Origin of the sequence: Streptomyces sp. NPDC006529 (assembly GCF_040611795.1) — a bacterium.
Taxonomy (GTDB): domain Bacteria; phylum Actinomycetota; class Actinomycetes; order Streptomycetales; family Streptomycetaceae; genus Streptomyces.
The window spans coordinates 1-24,672 of record NZ_JBEXPB010000034.1 but is presented as its reverse complement, the minus strand read 5'-3'; the positions used below and the strand labels follow the sequence as shown (position 1 = coordinate 24,672).

General features: G+C 73.0%; 25 protein-coding genes and 4 tRNA genes. 7 read left to right on the top strand and 22 right to left on the bottom strand.

Going from position 1 to position 24,672, the window contains the following annotated elements:
• Positions 1 to 23: 23 nt before the first annotated feature.
• Both secE and ABZY31_RS22300 read right to left on the bottom strand, forming a co-directional pair.
• Complete coding sequence (gene secE, locus ABZY31_RS22305) at positions 24 to 314, bottom strand: preprotein translocase subunit SecE (protein ID WP_356412950.1); 291 nt, start codon at positions 312 to 314, stop codon at positions 24 to 26.
• Positions 315 to 411: 97 nt separating this feature from the next.
• Positions 412 to 484 (bottom strand) — tRNA-Trp (locus ABZY31_RS22300).
• 190 nt (positions 485 to 674) lie between these two features.
• Here ABZY31_RS22300 and ABZY31_RS22295 point away from each other — a divergent pair.
• Together ABZY31_RS22295 and ABZY31_RS22290 are read left to right on the top strand one after the other, a co-directional pair.
• A complete protein-coding gene (locus tag ABZY31_RS22295) occupies positions 675 to 1,901 on the top strand; it encodes a pyridoxal phosphate-dependent aminotransferase (RefSeq protein WP_356412948.1) in 1,227 nt (408 codons plus the stop codon).
• Positions 1,902 to 2,090: 189 nt separating this feature from the next.
• Entirely contained in the window at positions 2,091 to 3,110 is a 1,020-nt protein-coding gene (locus ABZY31_RS22290) for an adenosine deaminase (RefSeq protein WP_356412946.1), read from the top strand.
• A gap of 23 nt (positions 3,111 to 3,133) precedes the next feature.
• Here ABZY31_RS22290 and ABZY31_RS22285 read toward each other — a convergent pair whose 3' ends face one another.
• The 10 genes from ABZY31_RS22285 to ABZY31_RS22240 form a co-directional block, all read right to left on the bottom strand.
• On the bottom strand, positions 3,134 to 3,550 hold the full coding sequence (locus tag ABZY31_RS22285) for a hypothetical protein (RefSeq protein ID WP_356412944.1): 417 nt from the start codon (positions 3,548 to 3,550) through the stop codon (positions 3,134 to 3,136).
• Between the two features lie 16 nt (positions 3,551 to 3,566).
• Positions 3,567 to 4,622, bottom strand: coding sequence for a UDP-N-acetylmuramate dehydrogenase (locus ABZY31_RS22280; RefSeq protein WP_356412942.1), 1,056 nt, complete (start codon positions 4,620 to 4,622; stop codon positions 3,567 to 3,569).
• Between the two features lie 76 nt (positions 4,623 to 4,698).
• Positions 4,699 to 5,097, bottom strand: coding sequence for a DUF3291 domain-containing protein (locus tag ABZY31_RS22275; protein ID WP_356412940.1), 399 nt, complete (start codon positions 5,095 to 5,097; stop codon positions 4,699 to 4,701).
• A gap of 101 nt (positions 5,098 to 5,198) precedes the next feature.
• The gene (locus ABZY31_RS22270) at positions 5,199 to 6,674 is read right to left on the bottom strand and encodes an MFS transporter (protein ID WP_356412938.1); all 1,476 of its coding nucleotides are present in this window, start codon (positions 6,672 to 6,674) and stop codon (positions 5,199 to 5,201) included.
• A gap of 106 nt (positions 6,675 to 6,780) precedes the next feature.
• Positions 6,781 to 7,350, bottom strand: a complete 570-nt coding sequence (locus ABZY31_RS22265) for a TetR/AcrR family transcriptional regulator (RefSeq protein WP_356412936.1) — start codon at positions 7,348 to 7,350, stop codon at positions 6,781 to 6,783.
• A gap of 1,068 nt (positions 7,351 to 8,418) precedes the next feature.
• Complete coding sequence (locus ABZY31_RS22260; RefSeq protein WP_356412934.1) at positions 8,419 to 8,847, bottom strand: MaoC family dehydratase; 429 nt, start codon at positions 8,845 to 8,847, stop codon at positions 8,419 to 8,421.
• A 1-nt stretch (position 8,848) separates the two neighbouring features.
• Positions 8,849 to 9,337 (bottom strand): MaoC family dehydratase N-terminal domain-containing protein, encoded by a 489-nt coding sequence (locus ABZY31_RS22255; protein WP_356412933.1) that lies wholly within the window; start codon positions 9,335 to 9,337, stop codon positions 8,849 to 8,851.
• Between the two features lie 130 nt (positions 9,338 to 9,467).
• The gene (gene rpmG / locus ABZY31_RS22250; RefSeq protein WP_006604855.1) at positions 9,468 to 9,632 is read right to left on the bottom strand and encodes a 50S ribosomal protein L33; all 165 of its coding nucleotides are present in this window, start codon (positions 9,630 to 9,632) and stop codon (positions 9,468 to 9,470) included.
• A gap of 88 nt (positions 9,633 to 9,720) precedes the next feature.
• A tRNA-Met gene (locus ABZY31_RS22245) sits at positions 9,721 to 9,793 on the bottom strand.
• Positions 9,794 to 9,845: 52 nt separating this feature from the next.
• Positions 9,846 to 9,918 (bottom strand) — tRNA-Thr (locus ABZY31_RS22240).
• Positions 9,919 to 10,212: 294 nt separating this feature from the next.
• Here ABZY31_RS22240 and ABZY31_RS22235 point away from each other — a divergent pair.
• Entirely contained in the window at positions 10,213 to 11,496 is a 1,284-nt protein-coding gene (locus ABZY31_RS22235; RefSeq protein ID WP_356412931.1) for an amidohydrolase family protein, read from the top strand.
• Positions 11,497 to 11,550: 54 nt separating this feature from the next.
• Positions 11,551 to 12,207: an SDR family oxidoreductase gene (locus ABZY31_RS22230; RefSeq protein ID WP_356412929.1), complete on the top strand. Its 657-nt coding sequence runs from the start codon at positions 11,551 to 11,553 to the stop codon at positions 12,205 to 12,207.
• A gap of 68 nt (positions 12,208 to 12,275) precedes the next feature.
• Here the strand turns inward: ABZY31_RS22230 and ABZY31_RS22225 are convergent, their stop codons facing one another.
• Positions 12,276 to 12,713: a DUF3574 domain-containing protein gene (locus ABZY31_RS22225; protein ID WP_356412927.1), complete on the bottom strand. Its 438-nt coding sequence runs from the start codon at positions 12,711 to 12,713 to the stop codon at positions 12,276 to 12,278.
• A 178-nt stretch (positions 12,714 to 12,891) separates the two neighbouring features.
• Between ABZY31_RS22225 and ABZY31_RS22220 the strand changes: the two genes are divergently transcribed.
• On the top strand, positions 12,892 to 13,107 hold the full coding sequence (locus tag ABZY31_RS22220; RefSeq protein WP_356412925.1) for a DUF6458 family protein: 216 nt from the start codon (positions 12,892 to 12,894) through the stop codon (positions 13,105 to 13,107).
• 98 nt (positions 13,108 to 13,205) lie between these two features.
• Here ABZY31_RS22220 and ABZY31_RS22215 read toward each other — a convergent pair.
• Positions 13,206 to 13,287, bottom strand: a tRNA-Tyr gene (locus tag ABZY31_RS22215).
• A gap of 223 nt (positions 13,288 to 13,510) precedes the next feature.
• Between ABZY31_RS22215 and ABZY31_RS22210 the strand changes: the two genes are divergently transcribed.
• A complete protein-coding gene (locus tag ABZY31_RS22210) occupies positions 13,511 to 13,999 on the top strand; it encodes a YajQ family cyclic di-GMP-binding protein (protein WP_330331993.1) in 489 nt (162 codons plus the stop codon).
• A gap of 242 nt (positions 14,000 to 14,241) precedes the next feature.
• Positions 14,242 to 15,606 carry an amino acid permease gene (locus ABZY31_RS22205; protein ID WP_356412923.1) on the top strand — a complete coding sequence of 455 codons (1,365 nt, stop codon included), beginning with the start codon at positions 14,242 to 14,244 and terminating at the stop codon, positions 15,604 to 15,606.
• Positions 15,607 to 15,625: 19 nt separating this feature from the next.
• Here the strand turns inward: ABZY31_RS22205 and ABZY31_RS22200 are convergent, their stop codons facing one another.
• The 8 genes from ABZY31_RS22200 to ABZY31_RS22165 all read right to left on the bottom strand — a co-directional run bounded on the left by ABZY31_RS22200 (position 15,626) and on the right by ABZY31_RS22165 (position 24,525).
• Complete coding sequence (locus tag ABZY31_RS22200) at positions 15,626 to 16,627, bottom strand: glycosyltransferase family 2 protein (protein ID WP_356412921.1); 1,002 nt, start codon at positions 16,625 to 16,627, stop codon at positions 15,626 to 15,628.
• Positions 16,628 to 16,743: 116 nt separating this feature from the next.
• On the bottom strand, positions 16,744 to 17,136 hold the full coding sequence (locus ABZY31_RS22195) for a YccF domain-containing protein (RefSeq protein ID WP_356412919.1): 393 nt from the start codon (positions 17,134 to 17,136) through the stop codon (positions 16,744 to 16,746).
• Positions 17,133 to 17,996: a zinc metalloprotease HtpX gene (gene htpX, locus ABZY31_RS22190; protein WP_356412917.1), complete on the bottom strand. Its 864-nt coding sequence runs from the start codon at positions 17,994 to 17,996 to the stop codon at positions 17,133 to 17,135. Before htpX ends, ABZY31_RS22195 begins: the two co-directional genes overlap by 4 nt.
• A gap of 296 nt (positions 17,997 to 18,292) precedes the next feature.
• A complete protein-coding gene (locus tag ABZY31_RS22185) occupies positions 18,293 to 19,876 on the bottom strand; it encodes an NADH-quinone oxidoreductase subunit N (RefSeq protein WP_356412915.1) in 1,584 nt (527 codons plus the stop codon).
• Positions 19,873 to 21,438 (bottom strand): NADH-quinone oxidoreductase subunit M, encoded by a 1,566-nt coding sequence (locus tag ABZY31_RS22180; protein WP_356413007.1) that lies wholly within the window; start codon positions 21,436 to 21,438, stop codon positions 19,873 to 19,875. The genes ABZY31_RS22185 and ABZY31_RS22180 overlap by 4 nt, the downstream gene beginning before the upstream one ends.
• Positions 21,439 to 21,476: 38 nt before the next feature.
• Positions 21,477 to 23,483, bottom strand: a complete 2,007-nt coding sequence (locus ABZY31_RS22175; protein ID WP_356412913.1) for an NADH-quinone oxidoreductase subunit L — start codon at positions 23,481 to 23,483, stop codon at positions 21,477 to 21,479.
• Complete coding sequence (nuoK, locus tag ABZY31_RS22170) at positions 23,480 to 23,905, bottom strand: NADH-quinone oxidoreductase subunit NuoK (RefSeq protein WP_356412911.1); 426 nt, start codon at positions 23,903 to 23,905, stop codon at positions 23,480 to 23,482. Before nuoK ends, ABZY31_RS22175 begins: the two co-directional genes overlap by 4 nt.
• Positions 23,905 to 24,525 carry an NADH-quinone oxidoreductase subunit J gene (locus ABZY31_RS22165; protein WP_356412909.1) on the bottom strand — a complete coding sequence of 207 codons (621 nt, stop codon included), beginning with the start codon at positions 24,523 to 24,525 and terminating at the stop codon, positions 23,905 to 23,907. Before ABZY31_RS22165 ends, nuoK begins: the two co-directional genes overlap by 1 nt.
• Positions 24,526 to 24,672: the final 147 nt, after the last annotated feature.

Sequence of the window (24,672 nt, the reverse complement as noted above, 5' to 3'; positions counted from 1 at the left end):
CAAGGTGCCGCCCTCCGCGGGGACTAGCCGAAGACGAACTTGATGGCCGACTGGAACCCATAGTCAATCACGGTAACGAGACCGATCATGATGACCACGAACACGATCACGACCGTGGTGTAGGTGGTCAGCTGGTTGCGAGTCGGCCAAACGACCTTGCGGAGCTCCGCGACGATCTGCCGGTAGAAGAGCGCGAGACGGCCCAGGGGGCCCTTCTTGCCGCGCTTGCCGCCCTTTCGGGCCTTCTTCTCGCGGGTCTCGTCCTCGGCGTCAGGCATGTCGATGGAGCCCACGGCGTCCGTCACGTCTCTCACCTGAATCCGGGTCATGGCCGTGCCGCGCCCCGGTTGAGCCGCACGGCGGTGCATAGATGTACGTACCTGCGCACACATCCGGCGAAGGAGTGTGGAGCAGGGCCGGAGGGACTCGAACCCCCAACCGCTGGTTTTGGAGACCAGTGCTCTACCAATTGAGCTACGACCCTTTGTGTTCCCAACCTACCGCATCCGCCTGAGTGCACGCAGTGCACGCGTTTGGAGCGCCCGGTGAGGTCCAACGACAGGTGAGCATACGTGGTCGCGGCGCCGACGTCGAACAGAAGCCGCCCGGAGCTGCTCCGTCCGGTACCTGAAACGTTGTGCGGCGCCACTTTGCAGTCTGGGACGATTGGCCGCATGACCTCTGCAACGCCTTCTTCCGAGCGCCGGGTGTCCGCCCGTATCGGCGCCATTTCCGAGTCCGCCACCCTCGCCGTCGACGCCAAGGCCAAGGCCCTCAAGGCCGCCGGCCGTCCGGTCATCGGCTTCGGCGCCGGCGAGCCCGACTTCCCGACCCCCGACTACATCGTCGAGGCGGCGGTCGAGGCCTGCCGCAACCCGAAGTACCACCGATACACGCCGGCCGGCGGTCTGCCGGAGCTGAAGAAGGCCATCGCGGAGAAGACCCTGCGCGATTCCGGCTACGCCGTCGACCCGGCCCAGATCCTCGTCACCAACGGCGGCAAGCAGGCCATCTACGAGGCCTTCGCCGCGATCCTCGACCCGGGCGACGAGGTCATCGTCCCGGCCCCCTACTGGACCACCTACCCGGAGTCGATCCGCCTCGCGGGCGGTGTCCCGGTGGACGTCGTCGCCGACGAGACCACCGGTTACCGGGTCTCCGTGGAGCAGCTGGAAGCGGCGCGCACCGACCGTACGAAGGTCGTCCTCTTCGTCTCGCCCTCCAACCCGACCGGCGCCGTCTACTCGGAGGAGGACGCCCGCGCCATCGGCGAGTGGGCCGCCGAGCACGGCCTGTGGGTGCTGACGGACGAGATCTACGAGCACCTGGTCTACGGCGACGCGACGTTCACCTCGCTGCCCGTGCTGGTGCCCGCGCTCGCCGACCGCTGCATCGTCGTCAACGGCGTGGCCAAGACGTACGCCATGACGGGCTGGCGCGTCGGGTGGGTCATCGGCCCGAAGGACGTCGTCAAGGCGGCGACGAACCTCCAGTCGCACGCCACGTCCAACGTCTCCAACGTGGCGCAGGTCGCGGCGCTGTCGGCGGTATCGGGCAACCTGGACGCCGTCGCGGAGATGCGCAAGGCCTTCGACCGCCGCCGCCAGACCATGGTGAAGATGCTGAACGAGATCGACGGCGTCTTCTGCCCGACCCCGGAGGGCGCGTTCTACGCGTACCCCTCGGTCAAGGAGCTGCTCGGCAAGGAGATCCGCGGCAAGCGCCCGCAGACCTCGGTCGAGCTGGCGGCCCTGATCCTGGACGAGGCCGAGGTCGCGGTCGTCCCGGGCGAGGCCTTCGGCACCCCGGGCTACCTGCGCCTCTCCTACGCCCTCGGTGACGAGGACCTGGTGGAGGGCGTGACCCGGATCCAGAACCTGCTGGCCGAGGCCAAGGCCTAGAGCGGCCCGCAGCGTGAGGAAAGGGGGTCCCGGGTTCACCCGGGGCCCCCTTTCCCGTCCCTCCGGGGGCGCCTCAATCGCCGGCGGGGCCGATTTTCAGCCCCGCCGGCGGGCCCGAACTGCGTTCGGGCGGCCCCTCGATCGGGAAACGGGCTCCCGCGGACGCGATTCGTACGGCAGGATCACCGGATGGAGCACGTACGCGATCTCACGCTTCTGCCGAAAGCCCACCTCCACCTGCACTTCACGGGTTCCATGCGCCCGTCGACCCTGCTGGAGCTGGCCGACAAGTACGGCGTGCGGCTGCCCGACGCGCTGACCGGCGGAGAGCCACCCAAGCTGCGAGCCACCGACGAGCGCGGCTGGTTCCGCTTCCAGCGGCTCTACGACGCCGCCCGCTCCTGCCTGCGCGAGCCCGACGACATCCGGCGCCTGGTGCGCGAGGCCGCCGAGGAGGACGTCCGGGACGGCAGCGGGTGGCTGGAGATCCAGGTCGACCCGACCTCCTACGCCCCGCTGCTGGGCGGGATGATCCCGGCCGTCGAGATCATCCTGGACGCCGTGGACGCCGCCTCCCGCGAGACCGGCCTCGGGATGCGCGTGGTCATCGCCGCCAACCGCATGAAGCACCCGCTGGACGCCCGCACCCTGGCGCGGCTCGCCGTCCGCTACGCCGACCGCGGCATCGTCGGCTTCGGGCTCTCCAACGACGAGCGCCGCGGCATGGCCCGCGACTTCGACCGGGCCTTCGCCATCGCCCGGGAGGGCGGCCTGCTCGCGGCCCCGCACGGCGGTGAGCTCGGCGGCCCCTCCTCCGTCCGGGACTGCCTGGACGACCTGCGCGCCTCCCGCGTCGGCCACGGCGTACGGGCGGCCGAGGACCCGCGGCTGCTGCAGCGGCTGGCCGACCGGCAGATCACCTGCGAGGTCTGCCCCGCCTCCAACGTGGCGCTGGGGGTCTACGAGCGTCCCGAGGACGTCCCGCTGCGGACCCTCTTCGACGCCGGGGTGCCGATGGCGCTGGGCGCCGACGACCCGCTGCTCTTCGGGTCCCGGCTGGCGGCCCAGTACGAGATCGCCCGCCGCCACCACGCCTTCACGGACGCGGAGCTGGCGGAGCTGGCCCGCCAGTCGGTCCGCGGTTCGGCCGCCCCCTCGGACGTGCAGGCCAAGCTGCTGGCCGGGATCGACCACTGGCTGACCGGCTGACCGGCCGAGCGCCGGGGCGGGCGTCAGCGGGTGAGGCGCAGGTCGCCTTCCCAGCAGTCGGCCCGGACCCGGTCTCCGTCGGTGAAGCCGATCTCCAGGTGGGTGCGGCCCTGCTCGGGCACCGCGAACTCGGCCACGGTCGCCACGGTGTCGCCCAGATGGCGCAGGAAGGGGTGGTCGCCGAGGTCGTCACCGACCTCGATGCGGCCCCACTCCCCCATGTCGTAGGGCTCGTGCGGCCGGGCGGACTCGACGATGAGGCACCAGTCGGACCCGGTGGTGATGCGGGTGCAGTCGCCCTCGCTGTCGGTCAGCCAGACGTCGAGCGGGGCCTCGGAGCGTTCGCCCTCGTAGACGTGCCAGGACGCGACGACGCTGCTGATCGCGCGCCCCACGAGCCGGGTGGGGTCGGTACCGGCCCCGTGCAGGGGATAGAGCATGGGCGGCCGGGACTCCTCAGATGCTGACGCCGACCGTCACCGGTTCGTTGACCAGGGTGACGCCGAAGGCCGCGTGGACGCCCGCGACGACCTCGCGGGCCAGGGCGAGCAGGTCCTCGGTGGTGGCCTGACCGCGGTTGGTGAGCGCGAGGGTGTGCTTGGTCGAGATGCGGGCGGGGCCGGTGCCGTAGCCCTTGGTGAAGCCCGCCTTGTCGATCAGCCAGGCCGCGCTGGTCTTCGTACCGCCGTCGGCGGCCGGGTAGGCGGGCGGGGCGGTGTCGGGGCCGAGCCGGTCGTGGACGCGGGCGAGGAAGTCGGCGTAGGCCTCGTCGGTCAGCACGGGGTTGGTGAAGAAGGAGCCGGCCGACCAGGTGTCGTGGTCGGCGGGGTCGAGCACCATGCCCTTGCTCGCGCGCAGCCGCAGGACGGTCTCGCGGGCGGTGGCGGCCGGGACCCGGTCGCCCGCCTCGACGCCGAGGGCGCGGGCGGTCTCGGGGTACTTGATCGGCGCGGAGAGCCCGCCGGCGGCCTCCAGGGCGAAGCGGACGCGCAGCACGACGTAGCGCTCCGGCTGCTCCTTGAAGGTGCTGTGGCGGTACGAGAACGCGCACTCGGCGTTCGAGAGGGTGACCGTCTCGCCGAGCGTGCGGTCGTAGGCGACGACCTCGGTGAGGGTGCTGGAGACCTCCTGGCCGTACGCCCCCACGTTCTGGACCGGGGTCGCGCCCGCGGAGCCGGGGATCCCGGCGAGGCACTCGATGCCCGCGAGGCCCGCTTCGACGGTGCGGGCGACGGCCTCGCTCCAGTTCTCGCCCGCGGCGAGTTCGAGCGTGGTGCCGTCGAGGGTGAAGCCGGTGGTCGCGATGCGCAGGGCGGTGCCGTCGAAGCCCCGGTCGCCGATGACCAGGTTGCTGCCGCCGCCGATGAGCAGCAGCGGCGTACCGCTCTCGTCGGCCGCGCGCACGGCGGCGACGACCTCGGCGTCGGTGGTCGCGGTGACCAGCCGGGTGGCCGGGCCGCCGAGGCGGAAGGTGGTCAGCGGGGCGAGGGGGGCATCGTGGAGTTCCTGCACGGGGACAAGAGTACGGTCCGTGCCCCCCTGGCGGTGCGGGGCCACGGACCGTACGGGTTCCCCCGTGTCCCGGATCTCAGCGCCCGGCCTTCTCCTCGGCGAGGCGGCGCTCGGCCTCGGCCCAGCTCACGGGCAGCTCGGCGGCGTCCTGGGTCCAGTAGGTGAAGACCGACTCCTTCATGTACGCGCTCGCGGCGCGGGAGCTGGTGCGGTGCGGCTCGCTGCGGGCGAAGCGGTAGAGCGCGTCCCGGTCCTCCCAGGCGGAGAGGGTCAGGAAGATCCGGCCGAGGACCCGCGCGCGCAGGGCGGCGCCGTGCGCTCCGGGGGCCTTGCGGATCTGGAGGACGATGCCGGGCGCCTTGAGGAAGAAGCGGACGGCGCCCAGGAGCGTGGTGGTCTCGAAGCTGGAGGCCATGACGTAGACCTGCGCGCCGGGGGCGGGCCGGCTGGGGGTCATCCAGGGGATGTCGGGCATGGTGCGCGCTCCTCGGCTGTCGGGATGGGCCGGACGGTACGGGCGGCGGTACGGGCGGCGGTACGGGCGGCGGTACGGCGGTACGGGCGGCGGTACGGGCCTCAGTTGGCCGGGACCTTGATCCGCTCCGGGGTCGCGGCGGCCCCGGAGCCGCCGACCGGGCCCAGGGCCTTGCGGCGCTGGGCGGCCCGGCCGGGGAGCAGCAGGGCGAGCAGCGCGGCCACGGCGACGGCGCATGCGCCGATCCACAGGGCGGGGACGGTTCCGTCGGTGAAGGTGCGGGCGCTCTGGTAACCGCCCTGGGCGGCGAAGACCGAGGCGAGGACCGCGACGCCGAGGGCTCCGCCGAGCTCGCGCAGGGCGGCGTTGGCCCCGGAGGCCCTGCCCTGGTCGGCGGGGGCGACGGTGGACATCAGGACGTTCGAGGCGGGGGCGAAGTACAGGGCCATGCCGATGCCGCTGAGGATCAGCGCGGGGAGCTGGGCGGCGTACGACACGTCCGGGGCGAGCACCATGGCGAACCAGCCGAGGCCCAGGGCCTGGAAGGCGAGGCCGGTGGCGACGACCGGGCGGCCGCCGATGCGGTCGGAGAGGATGCCGGCGATCGGGGCGACGATCATCGGCATGCCGGTCCAGGGCAGCATGCGCAGCCCGGCCTCGGTGGGCGAGTACCCGGCGGCGCCCTGGAGGAACTGGCTGAGCAGGAAGATCGAACCGAACATGCCGAGGAACATCAGCAGGCTGGCCAGGTTGATCCCTAGGAAGCCGCGGTCGCGGAAGAGGCGCATCGGGAGCATCGCGTTCGGGTTGCCGGAGCCGTGGTGGACGAATCCGGCGACGAGCGCGCCACCGAGGATGAGGCCGGTCAGCACCGGGGTGCTGGTCCAGCCGTCGGAGTTGGCGTTGACCAGGGCGTAGACGATGCCGAAGAGGCCGCCGCTGATGAGGAGCGTGCCGGGGAGATCCAGACGGGCGTTGGGCGCGGTGGACTCGGCGAGGCGCAGGCGGGCGAGCGGGATCAGGGCGAGGCCGATCGGCACGTTGAGCCAGAAGATCCACTGCCAGGAGATGTGCTCGGTGAGGCTGCCGCCGATGAGCGGGCCGCTGGCGACGGCGAGGCCGGTGACGGCGCCGTAGATGCCCAGCGCCATGCCGCGGCGGGCGGCCGGGACGGCCGCGGTCAGCAGGGTGAGGGTGAGCGGCATCATGATCGCGGCGCCTACGCCCTGGACGGCGCGGGCGGCGATGAGGGCGTCGATGCCGGGCGAGAGCGCGGCCGCGGCGGAGGCGGCGGTGAAGACGCCGAGGCCGGTGACGAAGAGCTTGCGGCGGCCGAACCGGTCACCGAGGGCGGAGCCGAACATGAGCAGGACGGCGAAGGTGAGGGTGTAGGCGTTCACCGTCCATTCGAGGTCCTCCAGCGCGCCGCCGAGGTCCTCGCGGATGGCGGGGAGGGCGGTGGTGACGACGAGGTTGTCGAGGGCGGCCATGAAGCTGGCGACGCCGGTGAGGACGAGGGCCCAGACGGCGGGGCCGCGCAGGCGGGTGTCGGTGGCGGGCTGGTCGTGCGTGTTCACGTTCACGGTTCCCCCATGTGGAACGTTAGTTATCAATTACTAACTTTGCTGCCCAAAAAAAGGGGAGGCGGCGCCCTGCGGTCCTCGCTGGGCGCGCCCCCGGCACTCACCCGGTGGGGCGGTGTTCGGGCCGCACGGACGGGTAGCAGTCGTCCCAGACCCGGTGGCCGGGCGGGAACCCCATGGCGGCGAGGGTGTTGATCAGCATGCCGTAGGCCATGAAGTCGGTGACCCCGACCGAACCCTCGCCCAGCGGACCCTCGACGGTGTCCCACAGCTCCATCCACCCGCTGCGGACCATCTCGCCGAACCCCGGCTCCCCGGCGGCCTCGGCGGCGGCGACGGTGACGTAGACCTGCAGCTGCATCTGGAGCTTGTCGGGCTGCTCCCTGATGAGCCGCATGTAGGCCTCGGCCATCGCCTGGAGGGCCTCCTCGCCGTGGAGGCCCTTGGAGGACTCGGCGAAGACGGCGCGGATGTCCTGCACGCAGCGGGTGGCGGCGGCGAGGAAGATGGCCTGCTTGTTGGGGAAGAGACGGAAGAGGTAGGGCTGCGAGACGCCGACGCGCTTGGCGATCGCCTCGGTGGAGGTCCCGTAGTACCCGCCCCGGGCGAACTCGTGCATCGCCGCGAGGATGACGCTCTCGCGTCGCTCGTCTGCGCTCATCCTGGCCATGCGGCTAAGTTAGTGGCCAATCACTAACTACGTCAACCGGTAGCCGGTGGCGAGTTGCGGGCGGGGCCGGGGCGGGGGCCCGGGGGGCGGGTCGGTGGCGCTCCCGACCCGGATGCGCGCCTCAATCGCCGGCGGGGCTGGGTGTGGCCGCCGGTGGCCCGGACGTGCCCCGGGGGCCAGGGGCGGAACGGCCGGGCGCGGCTCCCGACCCAGTACCGCGCCTCAAACGCCGGCGGGGCTGGCTATGGCTCGGGTGGCCCGGACATAGCCCAGAGGTGCCCCGGGGCCAGGGGGAGATCGGCCGGGCGCAGCCCCCTGGCCAGCACCGTCGCCTCAAACGCCGGCGAGGCTGGCTATGGCTCCGGCGGCCCAGAGGTTCCCCGGGGCCAGGGGCGGAACGGCCGGGCGCGGCCCCCCGACCCAGTACCGCGCCTCAAACGCCGGCGGGGCTGGCTATGGCTCTGGTTCGCCACGGGAGGGCTCGGGGTCGGCCGCGGGAGGGCCAGGGTTGGGGAACTGGGACCGGGCTGGCGGGGGAGTGGGGGTGGTGTGGGGTGTCCCCGCAGGCCGAGCAGAACCACTGCCGGTCAACCGGCCGACCCGGGTCGGGTTCTGCGAGCCGAGGAGACACCCCACAGCGCCCGCGCTCCCCCGCCCCACCCCGACCCCGCACGAACACCAGCCCCCACCACCCGCACCGCGCCGCGCCGCGCCGCGCCGCACCGCGCCGCACAACGCGCCGCGCCGCACCGCACCGCACCGCACCCAGCCGACGCGCCCCCACCCCCGACCCCGACCCCGGGTCACTGACGGCCATACCCAGCCCCGCCGGCGATTGAGGCGCGGGTACGAGCCCGGGGACCACGCCCGGCCGATCCACCCCCGCCCCCGGCAAGGCGGGACCCCAGGACCGCGCCCGGCCGACCCACCCCCGGCCCCGGCCCCGGCCCCGGGTCACCGACGGCCATACCCAGCCCCGCCGGCGATTGAGGCGCGGGCACGGGCCCCGGAACCGCGCCCGGCCGACCCACCCCCGCCCCCCGGAACGGCGAGGCAAGGCACCGCCCCTCAGCCCAGCTGGACCACCGCGCGCGACATGCCCAGCACCTTCAGGCCCGCGCTGGTCGCCGTCAGGTCCACCCGCACGCGGTCGCCCTCCAGCTTCGCCGCGACCTTGGCCGTGACCTCGATCACCGCACCCGCGTCATCGTTCGGCACGACCACCGGCTTGGTGAACCGCACCCCGTACTCCACCACCGCACCCGGGTCCCCCACCCAGTCCGTGACCACCCGGATCGCCTCGGCCATGGTGAACATGCCGTGCGCGATCACGTCCGGCAGCCCGACCTCCTTGGCGAACTTCTCGTTCCAATGGATCGGGTTGAAGTCGCCCGACGCCCCGGCGTAGCGGACCAGCGTGGCCCGCTGGACACCGAAGGTCCCGGCCGGCAGCTCGGTGCCGACCTCCACGTCCGCGTAACGGATCTGCGCACCCATCTCAGACCTCCCCGACGGCAGCGGTACCGGCAGCGTCGGCGGCCTCGGCCGGCGCCCGCGACACGAGCTTCGTCCAGGCCGTCACCACGTGCTCACCCGTCTCGTCGTGGACCTCACCGCGGATGTCGATGATGTCGTTGCCCGCGAGGGACTTCACGGCCTCGATGGTGGACGTCACCAGCAGCCGGTCCCCCGCCCGCACCGGGCGCGTGTAGGCGAACTTCTGGTCGCCGTGCACCACCCGGCTGTAGTCCAGGCCGAGCTGCGGGTCCTCGATGACCTGCCCCGCCGCCTTGAAGGTGATCGCGAACACGAAGGTCGGGGGCGCGATCACATCGCGATGACCCAGCGCCTTGGCCGCCTCGGGATCGGTGTAGGCGGGGTTGGCGTCACCCACCGCCTCCGCGAACTCGCGGATCTTCTCCCGGCCGACCTCGTACGGATCGGTGGGCGGATAGCTCCGCCCCACGAAGGACTGGTCGAGCGCCATGGCTCACAACCTCCTGTGTTGGATACGGCGGAACGGAAGCCGTACGAAAGACGTGGGAAAACGACACAAGGCCGCCCCCCTTGCAGGGGACGACCTTATGACGGAGCCTGTATTCGAGAAACCGCTGGGGTCAGCGGGTCTCGCGGTGCGCGGTGTGCGAGTTGCAGCGCGGGCAGTGCTTCTTCATCTCAAGACGGTCCGGGTCATTACGCCGGTTCTTCTTGGTGATGTAGTTCCGCTCCTTGCACTCCACGCAGGCCAGCGTGATCTTCGGGCGGACGTCGGTGGCAGCCACGTGAGTGCTCCTTGACGGAAATTGGGACGGATGAACGCATACAAGAGTAGCCGACCGGGAGACCGACCCCGCAATCGGCTACTGTGTGTAGCGGCGACCGGACTTGAACCGGTGACACAGCGATTATGAGCCGCTTGCTCTACCGACTGAGCTACGCCGCTTTGGTGTGATTGCTCCCCTACCTTAAAGCAGGCAGGGGACCTTTCTCACCAGAGCCCCAATGCGGAATCGAACCGCAGACCTTCTCCTTACCATGGAGACGCTCTACCGACTGAGCTATTGGGGCGAGCGAGGAAGACATTACACGGTCGCCCGCCGATCGCCCAAATCCTTTGCGGCGGCTGACCTCCGGCCCCCGCGCGGAGGCGTTGGGCCCCCTCGCGCGCCCCTCCGGAGCAACTCCGGAGCAACTCCGCACCGACCTCACCACGCGCCCCACGGGCACCACACCGGTACGACTATTGGCCTCCTCCGTGAGGAGCGCCACACCGCACCCTAGGCTCTGAGCACGCTGCGTGACCGCGGGCCGCAGGCCGCGGCCACGGGCCCAGGAACCGTCCGAGCCGCCCGCAGGAGCACGATGCCCGACAGTCAGCCGCCGCAGCCGTCCCCCTCTCCGCGCGGCGGCCGCGGCGGGGACGACGGCCAGGGCCCCGGTCCCACCGACTCCACCACCCTGCTGCTCACCGGCGCCCGTCTGAGCGACGGACGGACGGTCGACGTCCTGCTCGGCGCCGGCCGCATCCGGGCGGTCGCCCCCGCCGGGAGCCTGCGCGCCCCGGCTCCCTCCCGGGTCGAGCTGTCCGGTTACCTGCTGCTCCCCGCCCCCGCCGAACCGCACGCCCACGGCGACACCGCGCTCACCGCCGACGCCGAGGGATCCGTGTCTTACACGGCCGACGAGGTCCAGCGCCGGGCCACGGAGGCGGCGCTGCTCCAGCTCGGCCACGGCGCCACCGCCATCCGTTCGCACATCCGGATCACCGACGCCCACGGCCTCGGCCCGATGGAGGCGGTCCTCCAGGCGCGGCGCTCGCTGCGCGGGCTCGCCGATCTCACCGCGGTCGCCGTCCCCCGGCTGCTGACCGGCATCGCGGGGGCGGACGGCCGGGCGATGCTGCGCGACGCGCTCAAGATGGGCGCGGCCGTCGTCGGCGGCTGCCCGGACCTGGACCCCGACCCCACCGGCTTCGTCGAGGCCGTCCTGGAGCTGGCCGGTGAGCACGGCTGCCCCGTGGACCTGCACACGGATGGTGACGATCCCGGGCGTCTCGCCCGGCTCGCCTCCCTGGCCGGCGGGCTGCGTGCCGGCGTCACGATCGGCCCCTGCGGCGGTCTGTCCCGGCTCCCGCTGGACATCGCTTCGCGGGCCGCCGACCGGCTGGCCGCGGCCGGCGTACGGGTGACCTGCCTGCCCCAGGGCGACTGCGCGGCCCTGGAGCGGCGCGGGCTGCGCACTGCGCCCGTACGGCTGCTGCGCGCGGCCGGGGTACGCGTCGCGGCGGGCAGCGGGGCGCTGCGGGACGCCGGGAACCCGGTGGGCCGCGGGGACCCGCTGGAGGCGGCGTACCTGCTGGCCTCGCAGGGCGGGCTGCGGGCGGCCGAGGCCTACCACGCGGTGAGCACGGCGGCCCGGGAGGCGATGGGCCTGCCGGAGGTGCGCGTGGAGGCCGGTTTCCCGGCCGAGCTGCTCGCCGTGCGCGGGGACCGGATCGCGGCGGTGCTGTCCCTGGCATACAGCCGGATCGTGATCCACCGCGGGCGCGTGGTCGCCCGGACGAGCGCCGTACGGGAGTACTGCGACTCGGCCGTCGCGGTCGCCCTCGACCTGCCCCGGCAGGGCCGTACGGAGCCCGGTCCCTGAGCGTCGGCGGCGGCTACGGGCGCGGGGGCGCGCGGGGCGACGTACGGTCGAGTCATGCGCATTGTCATCGCTGGTGGACACGGTCGGATCGCGCTGCGGCTGGAGCGCCTGCTCTCCGCGCGCGGGTACGAGGTCGCGGGGATCATCCGCGATCCGGCACAGGGCGACGATCTCCGGGCTGCCGGGGCCGAACCGGTCCTCTGCGACCTGGAGTCGGCGTCGGTCGAGCACGTCGCGGGGATCCTGCAGGGCGCCCAGGTCGCGGTGTTCGCGGCCGGCGCGGGCCCGGGGAGCGGCGCCGCGCGCAAGGACACGGTGGACCGGGGCGCGGCGGTGCTCTTCGCGGACGCGGCCGAACGGGCGCGCGTGCCGAGGTTCCTGATGGTGTCTTCGATCCGGGCGGACGCGAACCATCCGGGTGACGACGTCTTCGACGTCTACCTGCGGGCCAAGGGCGAGGCGGACGACCACCTGCGGACCCGGCTGGGCCTGGAGTGGACGGTCCTGCGTCCGGGCGAGCTCACCGATGAGGAGGGGACGGGCCTGGTCCGCCTGGAGGCCGCCACGGGCCGCGGGCCGGTCCCCCGCGACGACGTGGCGGCGGTGCTGGCGGAGCTGGTGGAGACCCCCGCGACGGCCGGCCTGACGCTGGAGCTGGTGTCGGGGAGCAAGCCGGTCGCGGTGGCGGTCAAGGACGTCGCGGGCAACTGAGCGCGGGGGGCCGGAAGCCCGGGAGCCCGGGAGCCCGGGAGTCCGGAGCCCAGCGCCCCGAGCCGTCGTCAGAAGTCGGCGTGCACCTCGTCGTCGGAGCGCAGGACCGAATCCTGGGCGAACTCCTTCTCGTACGCCCGGCGGATCCGTTCGATGCGCGCGCCGCGCTCGTCGGCGCCCTTCTCCGGATAGAGCAGCACCACCTCGTACGAGGTCTCACGGACGGTCCGCCCGTCCGGCCCGCGCCACTGCCCGTGCCCCGGCTGCACGGTCAGCCCCTCGGGGAAGGCCGGCGTGACCTCCCGGTCCAGGAAGCGGTCGAACTCCCGCTCCGCGACCGGGGGCGCGCCGCGGGGGCGCTCGGTGCCGAAGTAGAGCCGGGTCTCGCGGTACGGGTCGCCGGTGTGCCCGTGCAGCGCGGCCCCGACCAGGGCCGGGATGCCGGCTCCGAGCAGGGCGAGCAGCACCCCGCCGCCGATCTTGCCGCGGGCGTCAGTAGTCCACATCACGCGGGGTGAACGACCGGCGGTCCGTGACGTTGCGGGACGTAAGCCCTCTGCGCGGCATCCGGGCGGTGGCGGCCCGCCGACGGCGCGGCGCCCCAACCCCCGGGCCGCGGGGGCGTTTTCACCCCGAGAAGCCGGGTAACCGCGCCGTCAGACAGCCAAACAGCGGAGGCAACTCATGGGCATAGGCGGATGCATCATCCTGATCGTGGTGGGCGCCATCCTCACCTTCGCCACCGACTGGAAGATGGACAGCGTCAACCTTCCCCTGGTCGGCCTGATCATGATGGCGGTGGGGGCGATCGGTCTCGCCGTCTACACGAGCATCTTCAAGCGGCGCCGCGCCGCGGGCGCGATCCCGGTGGTGGACGAGACCCGTCGGGACGTCATCTGAGCAGAGCGCCGCAGCCGGAGCACCGGCCCGGGCCGCAGCCGTACGAAAAAGTCCCCCTGATCGGCGTTTCCGCTGATCAGGGGGACTTCTTTACCACGTGGCGGCGCCAGGATTCGAACCTGGGTAGGCTAAGCCGACGGATTTACAGTCCGTTCCCATTGGCCACTCGGGCACACCGCCATGGGAGGAAGCCTCGATCTCCGCCTCGCGGCGGTGCTCTCTGGCAACGACGTAAACGATACCTGATGGACAGGGGTGCTCCGCCACCGCATTGATCGGACACGGAGCCCCGGGCTCTCCGGTCCCATCGGGGGCGCAGGCCCTAGGCTTGACGGCGCGGCCGGGGAACATCCGGCGCGTGCCCCTGCGGGGCATCACAGCCGACTTCAAGGAGCCACAGCACATGGCCGACTCCAGTTTCGACATCGTCTCGAAGGTCGAGCGGCAGGAGGTCGACAACGCCCTCAACCAGACCGCCAAGGAACTCTCGCAGCGCTACGACTTCAAGGGCACCGGCGCCACGATCGCCTGGTCCGGCGAGAAGATCGTCATGGAGGCGAACTCCGAGGACCGCGTCAAGGCCGTCCTCGACGTGTTCGAGACCAAGCTGGTCAAGCGCGGCATCTCGCTGAAGGCGCTCGACGCCGGCGAGCCGCAGCTGTCCGGCAAGGAGTACAAGATCTTCGCCACGATCGAGGAGGGCATCTCCCAGGAGAACGCCAAGAAGGTCGCGAAGATCATCCGGGACGAGGGCCCCAAGGCCGTCAAGGCCCAGGTGCAGGGCGAGGAACTGCGCGTCACCTCCAAGAGCCGTGACGACCTCCAGGAGGTCCAGGCCCTGCTCAAGGGCAAGGACCTGGACTTCGCGATCCAGTTCGTGAACTACCGCTGACCTGCGGGCCACGGCAACCGGTCGCGGCCGCCGAGGGCGCAACGGGGATCCTCCCCGTTGCGCCCTCGGCCGTGTCCGGGGTCCGGTGGCGGGCGCCCGGGCTCGGGCTGATCGCCGGTCAGCTGTACGCCTCGACCACACGTGCCCGACCGCGCTGGGCGGCCGGCAGGCGCAGCGGGCGGAGCGCGAGGCTTCCGCTGCCGGTCACGGGGGCGTCACCGGGGCGGGCTAGTCTCCCGGCCGTGACACATCGAGAGAGCGGTACGACGGCCGGCCGGCCGGGGGGCGGGCTGCGGCGGAGCCTCGGGGTGGGCGACGCGGTGGTCGTCGGGCTGGGCGCGATGGTCGGCGCGGGGATCTTCGCCGCGCCGGCCCCCGCGGCGCGCGCGGCCGGCGACGGCCTGCTGGCGGCGCTCGCCCTGGCTGCCGTGGTGGCCTACTGCAACGCCCGTTCCTCGGCCCGGCTGGCCGCCCGCTACCCGTCCTCCGGCGGGACGTACGTGTACGGGCGCGAGCGGCTGGGCCCCTTCTGGGGGTACCTGGCGGGCTGGGCCTTCGTCATCGGCAAGACGGCCTCGTGCGCGGCGATGGCGCTGACGGTGGGCGCCTACCTGTGGCCGGGGCGGGAGCACGTGGCGGCCGTCGTCGCGGTGGTGGCGCTGACCGCCGCCGGGTACGGGGGCGTGCAGAAGTCGGCCCGGATCGCCCGGCTGATCGTGGCGGCCGTACTGGCGGTGCTCGCCGGGGTCGTGGTGCTCTGCCTGACCTCCGGCGCGGCCGGGGGCGCTGTTCCGTGGGGCGCCGGGCCGCGGGGTGCGCGGGGGCTGCTGGAGGCGGCCGGGTTGCTGTTCTTCGCCTTCGCCGGGTACGCGCGGATCACCACCCTGGGCGAGGAGGTCCGGGACCCGCGGCGGACCATCCCGCGCGCCGTCCCGCTGGCGCTGGGGATCGCGCTGGCCGTCTACGCGGCGGTGACGGTGGCCGTGCTGTCGGTGCTGGGGACGGCGGGGCTGGCCGCCTCCGCGGCGCCGCTCTCCGACGCGGTCCGGGCGGCCGGCTGGGGCGGGCTGACCCCGGTGGTGCGGGCGGGGGCGGTGCTGGCGGCCGTGGGCTCGCTGCTGGCGCTGGTGCTGGGGGTGTCGCGGACCGCTCTGGCCATGGCCCGCGACGGTCATCTGCCGCGCGCGCTGGCGACCGTACATCCGCGGCGCGGGGTACCGCACCGGGCGGAGCTCGCGGTGGGGGCGGTGGTCGCGGTGCTGGCCGCGACCGTGGACCTGCGGGGGGCGATCGGTTTCTCGTCCTTCGGGGTGCTGGTGTACTACGCGATCGCCAACGCCGCGGCGTGGACGCTCGGCGGAAGCCGCGGGGCGGGGAGCGGGGCCGAGCCGGCCGCGGGCGCGGGTGCCGACCCCGTCGAGGGGCGTCGCGAGGGCCGCGTCGGGCGGGGGGTGGCGGTGGTGGGGCTGGCCGGGTGCGTGGTGCTGGCGTGCGCGCTGCCGCTCGCGTCGGTGCTGACGGGTACGGGGGTGCTGGCGCTGGGGGCCGTGCTGTACGGCGTGCGCGCCCGGCCCGGGTCCCGCGCGGGGTCCGGACCGGCGGCGTAGCAGCGCGAGGGGCGGCGGGTCAGACCCCGGCGTTCTCCCGGCCCTTGGCGGCCGCGCCCTTGCCCGGGGCGTCGGCGGCGGCGTCGGAGTCGTAGCCGATGAAGAACGTGGGACGGCGCTGCACGGCGGTGTAGATGCGCCCGATGTACTCGCCGAGCAGTCCGACGCATATCAGCTGGACGCCGCCGAGGAAGAGCATCGCCACGAACAGCGAGGTCCAGCCCGGGACGGTGTGCCCGATGAGCCAGACGACGAAGGTCACCGCCATCAGCACGAAGCAGGAGAAGAAGGTGAACACCCCGAGCCAGGTCGCCAGTCGCAGCGGGGCGGCGGAGAAGTTGGTGATGCTGTCGACGGCGAGGCGGACCATCTTGCCCAGCGAGTACTTGGTCTCGCCCGCCACCCGTTCACCGCGCTGGTAGGTGACCTCGCCGCTGGGGAAACCGAGCCACGGCACGAGCAGGCGGTACACCTGGTGCTGGTCCGGCAGGGCCTTGAGCGCCTCGACGGTCTCCCGGCTGAGCAGCCGGAAATCACCGGCCTGCGAGGGGACCTGCTTGCCGACGACGCGGCGCATGAGCCAGTAGTACAGGCCCGCGGTGCGCCGCTTGAAGCCGGTGTCGGTGCTGCGGTCGGTGCGGACGCCGTAGACGATGTCGAGGTTCTCGGCGACGGCCAGGTCGAGCATCTCCGGGATCTTCTCCGGCGGGTCCTGGAGGTCGGCGTCGATGCTGACGACGTACGCGCCCTTGGAGCTGTGCAGACCGGCGGTCAGGGCGGCCTGGTGGCCGGAGTTGCCCCGCAGTGCGACGACCCGCAGTTCGGGCCAGGTCCGCCGGAACTCCTGGAGCAGCTCGGCGGTGCGGTCGGCGCTGCCGTCGTCGACGGCGATGACCTCGTAGCCGGCACCCCTGCCGTCCAGTACCGGCCGCAGGCGTTCCACCAGCGCGGGGAGGGCTTCCTCCTCGTTGTACATCGGAACGACAACCGACAGGGTTGGCGTGGAGGACGCTGCCGACATGGGTCATCCTGCCCGTGGTTCGACCTGATGGTGCTGCGGTATCAGGGGCGCATCGTGGTACAAGCGAGCACCATCAGCCTATCCTGCCCTGCCGCCGCGGGGCTGCGGTACGGACCTCAGCGCCCGGCGAAGGGGGCGTCGGTCGGGACGATCTCGCGGCCGAGCGGGAGCAGCGACAGCGGGACCATCTTGAAGTTGGCGATGCCGAACGGGATCCCGATGATCGTCACGCACAGCGCGAGGCCGGTGACGATGTGGCCGATCGCCAGCCACCAGCCCGCGAGGACCAGCCACAGGACGTTGCCGACGCAGGACGGGGCGCCCGCGTCGCGTCGCTCGACCGTGGTGTAGCCGAAGGGCCACAGGGCGTAGACGGCGATCCGGAAGGCCGCTAGGCCGAACGGGATGCCGATGATGGTGACGCACAGGAGCAGGCCGGCCAGGGCGTAGCCCATGCAGAGCCAGAAGCCGCTGAGCACGAGCCAGATGACGTTCAGGATGGTTTTCACTGCGGGCGGCCTGCCATCTGTTCGAGCCGGGCGATGCGCTCGGCCATCGGGGGGTGGGTCGAGAACATCCTGGACATGCCCTCGCCGGGGCGGAAGGGGTTCGCGATCATCATGTGGCTCGCGGTCTCCAGGCGGGGCTCGGGGGGCAGCGGGAGCTGCTTGGTCCCGGCGTCGAGCTTGCGCAGGGCGCTCGCGAGGGCCAGGGGGTCGCCGGTGAGCTGGGCCCCCGACGCGTCCGCCTCGTACTCGCGGGAGCGGCTGATGGCCAGCTGGATGACGGACGCGGCGACCGGGCCGAGGATCATGATCAGCAGCATGCCGAAGACGCCCGGGCCGTCGTTGTCGCTGGACCGGCCGACCGGGATCAGCCAGGCGAAGTTCACCAGGAACATGATCACGGAGGCGAGGGCTCCGGCGACCGAGGAGATCAGGATGTCCCGGTTGTAGACGTGGCTCAGCTCGTGCCCGATGACTCCGCGCAGCTCGCGCTCGTCGAGGATGCGCAGGATGCCCTCGGTGCAGCAGACGGCGGCGTTGCGCGGGTTGCGGCCGGTGGCGAAGGCGTTGGGGGCCTCGGTCGGGGAGATGTAGAGGCGGGGCATCGGCTGGCGCGCGGAGGTCGAGAGCTCGCGCACCATCCGGTAGAGCCCGGGGGCCTCGAACTCGCTGACGGGGCGGGCGCGCATCGCGCGTAGAGCCAGTTTGTCGCTGTTCCAGTACGCGTACGCGTTGGTGCCCAGGGCGACGAGGACGGCCACGACGAGACCGGTCCTGCCGAAGAAACTGCCGATGACGATGATGAGTGCCGACAGGCCGCCCAGGAGTACGGCGGTCTTCAGCCCGTTGTGCCGGCGGTGCACGGTACGCCCTCCAAGTGGTGCGGCAGGGGACCCGTCCAGGATCTGTGGATCTGTGGATCTGTGGATCTGTGGATCTGTGAGGCGAGGACATGTGGGTGTGTGGTCGGAGGGTCTCCGGTCCAGTGGACCCTTCCTTCCTGGTCAACGCCAGGCGGGCGCGACGGGTTCCCGGCGCCGTCCCGGGCGGCGCGCGGCAGCGGCCGGGGCGGCCGCGAGCGGCCCCGGCGGGCGGCGCGGCGGAGGGCGCGGGCGGGCGGCGCGCGCGGGCCGCCCGCCCGGGTGTTACTCCGTACGGGTTACTGCGGGAACAGTGCGGTGGATGCGAAACGTAGTACCAGCTGAGGGGCGCCCGACAACACAAGAGCGACAGCAGCGGTGAGGGCGATGGCCGCCACGACGGGCAGCGGGGCCTTGGGGCGGGATGCCGCCGGGGCCGCCGCGGCGTCCGTGTCCCCGGCCGGGGCACGGAAGAGCAGCGCCGTCCACTGGAGGTAGTAGTAGAGCGCCACCACGACGTTCACCGCCATGACGGCCGCGAGCCAGCCCAGCCCGGCGTCCACGGCCGAGCGGAAGACGGTGACCTTGGCGAAGAGGCCGATGATGCCCGGGGGCAGGCCCGCCAGGCAGAGCAGGAAGAAGGCCAGCGACAGGGCGGCGAAGGGCCGCGTCGCGTAGAGGCCGCGGTAGTCGTCGATCCGGCCCAGCGGGCTCGTACGGGCCACCAGGGCGGCGACGGCGAAGGCGCCCAGGTTGACCGCGGCGTACATGAGCGCGTAGGCGACGGTGGAGCCGATCTGGTCCCGGCCGGCGTAGGCCGCCGCCGCGATCGGGACCAGCAGGTAGCCGGCCTGGCCGACGGAGGACCAGGCCAGCAGGCGGACGGCGCCGTGCGCGCGGTCCTTGGCCTGGCGCAGCGCGGCGGCGTTGCCCAGGGTCATGGTGAGCGCGGCCAGGACCGCCAGGGCCGGGCCCCAGACGTCGGAGTACGCCGGGAAGGCGATGACGGTGACGAGGACGAGGCCGGTGAAGCCGACCGCCTTGCCGATGACCGAGAGGTAGGCGGCGATGGGCAGCGGGGCGCCGACGTAGGTGTCGGGGACCCAGAAGTGGAAGGGGACGGCGGCCGTCTTGAAGGCGAAGCCGACGAGGGTGAGCGCGACGCCCGCCATGGCCAGGGTGTCGAGCTGTCCGGGGACGCGCTCCAGGCCTTCGGCGACCCGGGTGAGGTGCAGGCTGCCGGTGGCGGCGTAGACGAAGCTGACGCCGAGCAGGGAGACGGCGGTGGCCGTCACCGAGGACAGGAAGAACTTGAGGGCGGCCTCCGAGGAGAGCCGGTCGCCCCGGCGCAGGCCCACCAGGGCGAAGGCGGGCAGCGAGGCGACCTCCAGGGCGACGATCAGCGTCGCGAGGTCCCGGGAGGCGGGCAGCAGGGCCGCGCCCGCGGCGGAGGAGAGCAGCAGGAACCAGAACTCCCCGGCGGGCAGCCTGCTCTCCTCGACGGCAGTGACCGACAGCAGGGCGGTGACCAGCGCGCCGCCGAGCACCAGGAACTGCACGACCAGGGCGAAGTGGTCGGCGGTGTAACTGCAGGCGCCCGGGTCCGCGGTGAGGCAGAAGGTGGCGCGGTCCCCGGTACGCAGCGGCAGCAGGGCGAGGGTGGCGACGGCCAGGCCCGCGACGGCGGTCCAGCCGAGGAGGGCCTTCTTCCGCTCGGGCACGAAGAGGTCGGCGACCAGGATGGCCAGGCCGACGGCGGCCGCGATGACCACCGGCGCGATCGCGAGCCAGTCGACCGACTGGACCAGGCCGGCGCCCGGGTGCGGGCCGCCCGGGACCGAGGTCACCACGGTGGCCGCCGTGGTCGCGTACAGGGCCGTCATGAGGTGCCTCCTGCGAGGAGCTTCTGGACGGCCGGGTCGGTGAGGCCGAGGAGGACAGCGGGCCACAGGCCGGCGAGGACGGTGAGGGCGGCGAGCGGGGTCCAGGCCGCGAACTCGTAGCGCTGGACGTCGGCGACGGCGAGCGGGGCCTGGTCCGCGGGGCGGGCCAGCGGGTCGCCCATGCAGATGCGCCGGACGACGACCAGCATGTAGGCGGCGGTGAGCAGGGTGCCGAAGGCGCCGATCGCCATGAAGGTGAGGAAGGCGGGGCGGGACAGCCCGGCGGCGGGGTCGAAGGCCCCGAACAGGGTCAGCATCTCGCCCCAGAACCCCGCGAGTCCGGGCAGGCCCAGGGAGGCCACGGCGGCGAAGGCGAGGAGCGCGCCGAAGCGGGGGGCCCGGCCGTAGAGGGCCGCGCCGGTGGCTCCGGCGAGGGTGTCGAGGTCGCTCGTGCCGTAGCGGTCCTTGAGCGCGCCGACGAGGAAGAAGAGGAGGCCGGTGATCAGGCCGTGGGCGATGTTGGCGAAGAGCGCGCCGTTGACTCCCGTCGGGGTCATGGTCGCGATGCCGAGGAGCACGAAGCCCATGTGGCCGACGGAGGAGTAGGCGATCAGGCGCTTGAGGTCGCCCTTGGCCCCCTTGCGGGCCAGCGCGAGGCAGGCGAGGGATCCGTAGACGATCCCGACGACGGCGAAGGCGGCCAGGTAGGGCGCGAAGGTGTGCATGCCGTCGGGGGCGACGGGCAGCAGGATCCGGACGAACCCGTAGGTGCCCATCTTCAGCATGACGCCGGCCAGCAGCACGGAGCCGACGGTCGGGGCGGCCGTGTGGGCGTCCGGGAGCCAGCTGTGCAGCGGCCACATCGGGGTCTTCACGGCGAGGCCGGTGCCGATGGCCAGGACGGCCAGCACCTGAGTGGTGTGGGACAGCCCGCGGCCGTTGTCGGTGGCCAGTGCCACCATGTCGAAGGTGCCGCTGTCGAGCCCGATCAGCAGCAGCCCGAGGAGCATGACCACGGAACCGAGCAGCGTGTAGAGGATGAACTTCCAGGCGGCGGCCTGCCGCTGCGCACCGCCCCAGCGGGCGATGAGGAAGTACATCGGGATGAGGACCATCTCGAAGGCCAGGAAGAACAGCAGCAGGTCGAGGACGGCGAAGGTGGCGAGGGTGCCGGACTCCAGGACGAGCAGGAGGGCGACGAAGGCCTTCGGGGAGGGGCCCGCGGGGAGCTTGAAGTAGCTGTAGAGCGCGCAGAGGAAGAACAGCAGCGCGGTCATCAGGAGGAGGGGGAGCGAGATGCCGTCGACGCCGAGGTGGATCCGGACGTTCAGCGCCTGGATCCAGCTGATGTCCGTCGTCGCCTGGAAGCGCGCCGGGGCGTCGTGGTCGAAGCCCAGCGCGAGGGCGATGGCCGCGGCGAGGATCACGCCGGTCACGGTCACGCCGTGGCGCAGCACGGCCTGCTCGGGGCCGCGGCCCCTGAGCCCGGGCGGGGCCGGGAGCAGGGCCGCCACGGCACCGAGGAGCGGTGCGGCCACGATGAACGCCAGAAGGAACTGCATCACGGATGCGCTGATATCAATCACGGCTGACTCACGGCTCACGATCCGGCGTTGACGTTGGCGAGGACGGCGGTGGCGAGCGCCAGGACCACGGCCCCGGCGAGCAGGGCGCTCAGGTAGCTCTGCACGTTGCCGCTCTGGGCGCGGCGTACGAGGGTGCCGAGCAGCCGGGGGGCGCCGCCCGCGCCCCGGACGTAGGTGTCGACGACCTCGCGGTCCAGGAACCGGACGAGGCTCGCGGCGCCCCGGACGGGCCGGACGAAGAGCAGGTCGTAGAGGGCGTCCAGGTGGAACCCGGCGGCCGCGTGGCGGTGCAGGGGGCCGAGGAGCGCCTTGCCGGGGTCGGGCGCGGGTCCGGCGGGGACGGCGGGGTGGTCGTGGGTGACCTCGGCGACCTCGGGGGTCTCGGCGGCGGACTCGGCGGCGGCGGCCGCGGCGGGTACGCCGGTCCGGGCCAGGCCCGCTCCGGCGGCTGCCCGGGCGGCGGCGCGCTGCCACAGGCCGTAGGTCAGCAGCGCGCCGATGGCGGCGGCGCCGGTGCCGAGGACGGAGGTCTCCAGCGTGGGGGCGAGCTCGCCGCCGTCGAACCAGTCGGCGATCGGTCCGGCGGCTAGGCCGAGGCCGACCGACGGGATCGCCAGCAGCCACAGCACGCCCGTCATGGCGAGGGGTTCCCTGCCGTGGTCGGGGGCGGCGGCCCCGCGGCCGCGGAAGGCCATCAGCCACAGGCGGGTGGCGTAGGCGGCGGTGAGCAGCGCGGTCAGCACGGCGGCGGCCAGCACGAGCCAGCCGACGGCGCCGGGCACCGCTTCCGTGTGGCCGCGGGCGGCCTGCTCGGCGGCGACCAGCACGGTCTCCTTGGAGAAGAACCCGGCGAAGGGCGGGACGGCGGCGAGCGCGAGGAGCGCGATCGTCATCGTCCAGAAGGCGTCCGGGATGCGCCGGGCCAGGCCGTCCGTGCGGGCCATGGCGGCCAGGGAGTTCGTCCCGGCGGCGTGGATGATCACGCCCGCGCCCAGGAAGAGGAGGGCCTTGAAGGCACCGTGCGAGAGGAGGTGGAAGACGGCGGCGCCGCGGTCGCCGACGGCCAGGGCGCCGGTCATGTAACCGAGCTGGCCGATCGTGGAGTAGGCGAGCACCCGCTTGATGTCGTCCTGCGCGAGGGCGGCCAGGGCGGAGCCGATCATCGTCACGGCCGCCATCACGGCCATGACCACCAGCGCAGCCCGGGAGGCCGTGAAGACGGGCAGGAGGCGCGCGATGAAGTAGATGCCGGCGGCGACCATGGTCGCCGCGTGGATCAGCGCGGAGACGGGGGTCGGGCCCGCCATCGCGTCGGGCAGCCACGTGTGCAGCGGGAACTGGGCGGACTTGCCCGCGACTCCGGCGAGCAGGAGCAGCGCGATCAGGGTCGGGTGGTCGAGCCCGCCCGCCGTGACGGCCCCGAGGATCCTGGTGATCCGGAAGGAACCGGCGTCGGCGGCGAGGGCGAACAGGCCGATCAGGAAGGGCACGTCACCGAGCTTGGTGACGAGGAAGGCCTTGAGGGAGGCGGCCCGGGCGGCTTCGGTCTCCCAGTAGTGGCCGACCAGGAAGTACGAGCAGATGCCCATGACCTCCCAGCCCACCAGCAGCACCATCAGGTCGCCGGAGTAGACGACGAGCAGCATGGCGGAGGTGAACAGCGAGACCAGGGACGCGTAGGACGCGTAGCGCGGGTCCTCGCGCAGGTACGCCGTCGAGAAGAGCTGCACGCAGGTCGCGACGACGCCGACGAGGACGGCCGCCAGGACGGCGAAGCCGTCCAGGTGGAGCGCCAGTTCGATCGGCACGGAGCCGGTCGGGGTCAGTTCCGTCGCGGCGTCGACGGCCTTCCCGCCGCCGTGCCGGACCGCCACGAGGACGGCCAGTACGGCGGCGGCCAGCGTCGGCAGGACGGCGAGCGGGCGGACGAATCCGGGGGCCCTTCGGCCGGCGAGCAGTCCGGCCAGCGCGCCCAGGAAGGGCAGCAGCGGGACGAGGACGGCGAGGGTCGTGGTGCTCACGCGGTGACCTCGCTCGGGTTGCTCGGGTTGCTCGGGTTGCTCGGGTTGCTCGGGTTGCCCGGGTTCGCCGGGTGGCCGGGGGCGTTCGGGTCCGCGGGGTCGCCCGCGCCGTGCGGCGGCTCCGCCGTGTCGCGCAGCCGGTCGACGTCCGCGGTGCCGCGGTTGCGGTAGACCATCAGCACGATGGCCATTCCGATGCCGATCTCGGCGGCGGCGACGGCGATCGTGAAGAGGGTGAGGGCCTGGCCGGCGTGCAGGGTGTCGCGCAGCCAGATGTCGAAGGCCACCAGGTTCAGGTTGACCGCGTTGAGCATCAGCTCGACGGACATCAGGACCAGGATGGCGTTGCGGCGGGCCAGTACCCCGTACAGGCCGGTGCAGAAGAGGAGCGCCGCCAGTACGGCGGGATAGACGAGGTGCATCAGCGCTGCCCCTCCTTGTCGTCGCTGCCGCCGGCCGGGGCGGTGGCCGGGCGCGGGTCCGCCGGGTCGGACTTGCGGGACAGTACGATCGCGCCGACCAGGGCCGCCAGCAGCAGGACGGACAGCGCCTCGAAGGGCAGCACCCAGTGCTGGAAGAGGAACTCGCCGGACACCTTGGTGGAGCCCTGGGCCGGACCGTCGAGGCCGATCCAGGTGGTGCGGAAGGCGTCGGCGACCACCCACACGAGGCAGCCCGCGGCGCAGACGGCGACCGCCAGCGCGACCCCCCGGTTGCCGGAGTCGGCGTCCGGGGAGCGCCCGATGGGTGCCTTGGTGAGCATCAGCCCGAAGAGCAGGAGGACGACCACCGAGCCGACGTAGATCAGCACCTGGACCCAGGCGATGAACTCGGCGGTCAGCAGCAGGTACTCGACGGCGATCCCGCCGAGGGCGACGACCAGCCAGAGGGCGGCGTGCACCAGTTGCTTGGTGGTGACCGTGACGAGGGCCGCGCCGAGGGTGGCGAGGCCGACCAGGACGAATGCGATCTCGACCCCGGTCGGGGAGAGGAACCCGGGTCCTGCCGCGGTGGCGGCGGCCAGGGTGGCTGCGGGGCTCACGCGTCTGTCTCCGGAGTGGTCTCGGGCGGGGTCGGCGCCGCCGTCTCGGCAGCGGCGGCGGCCGCCGCGGCGGCAGCGGCGGCGGCCGCCGCGGCCGCGGGCCCCGCGTGGGGCGGCAGGGACGCCGGTGGGGGGGGGGCGGCCACC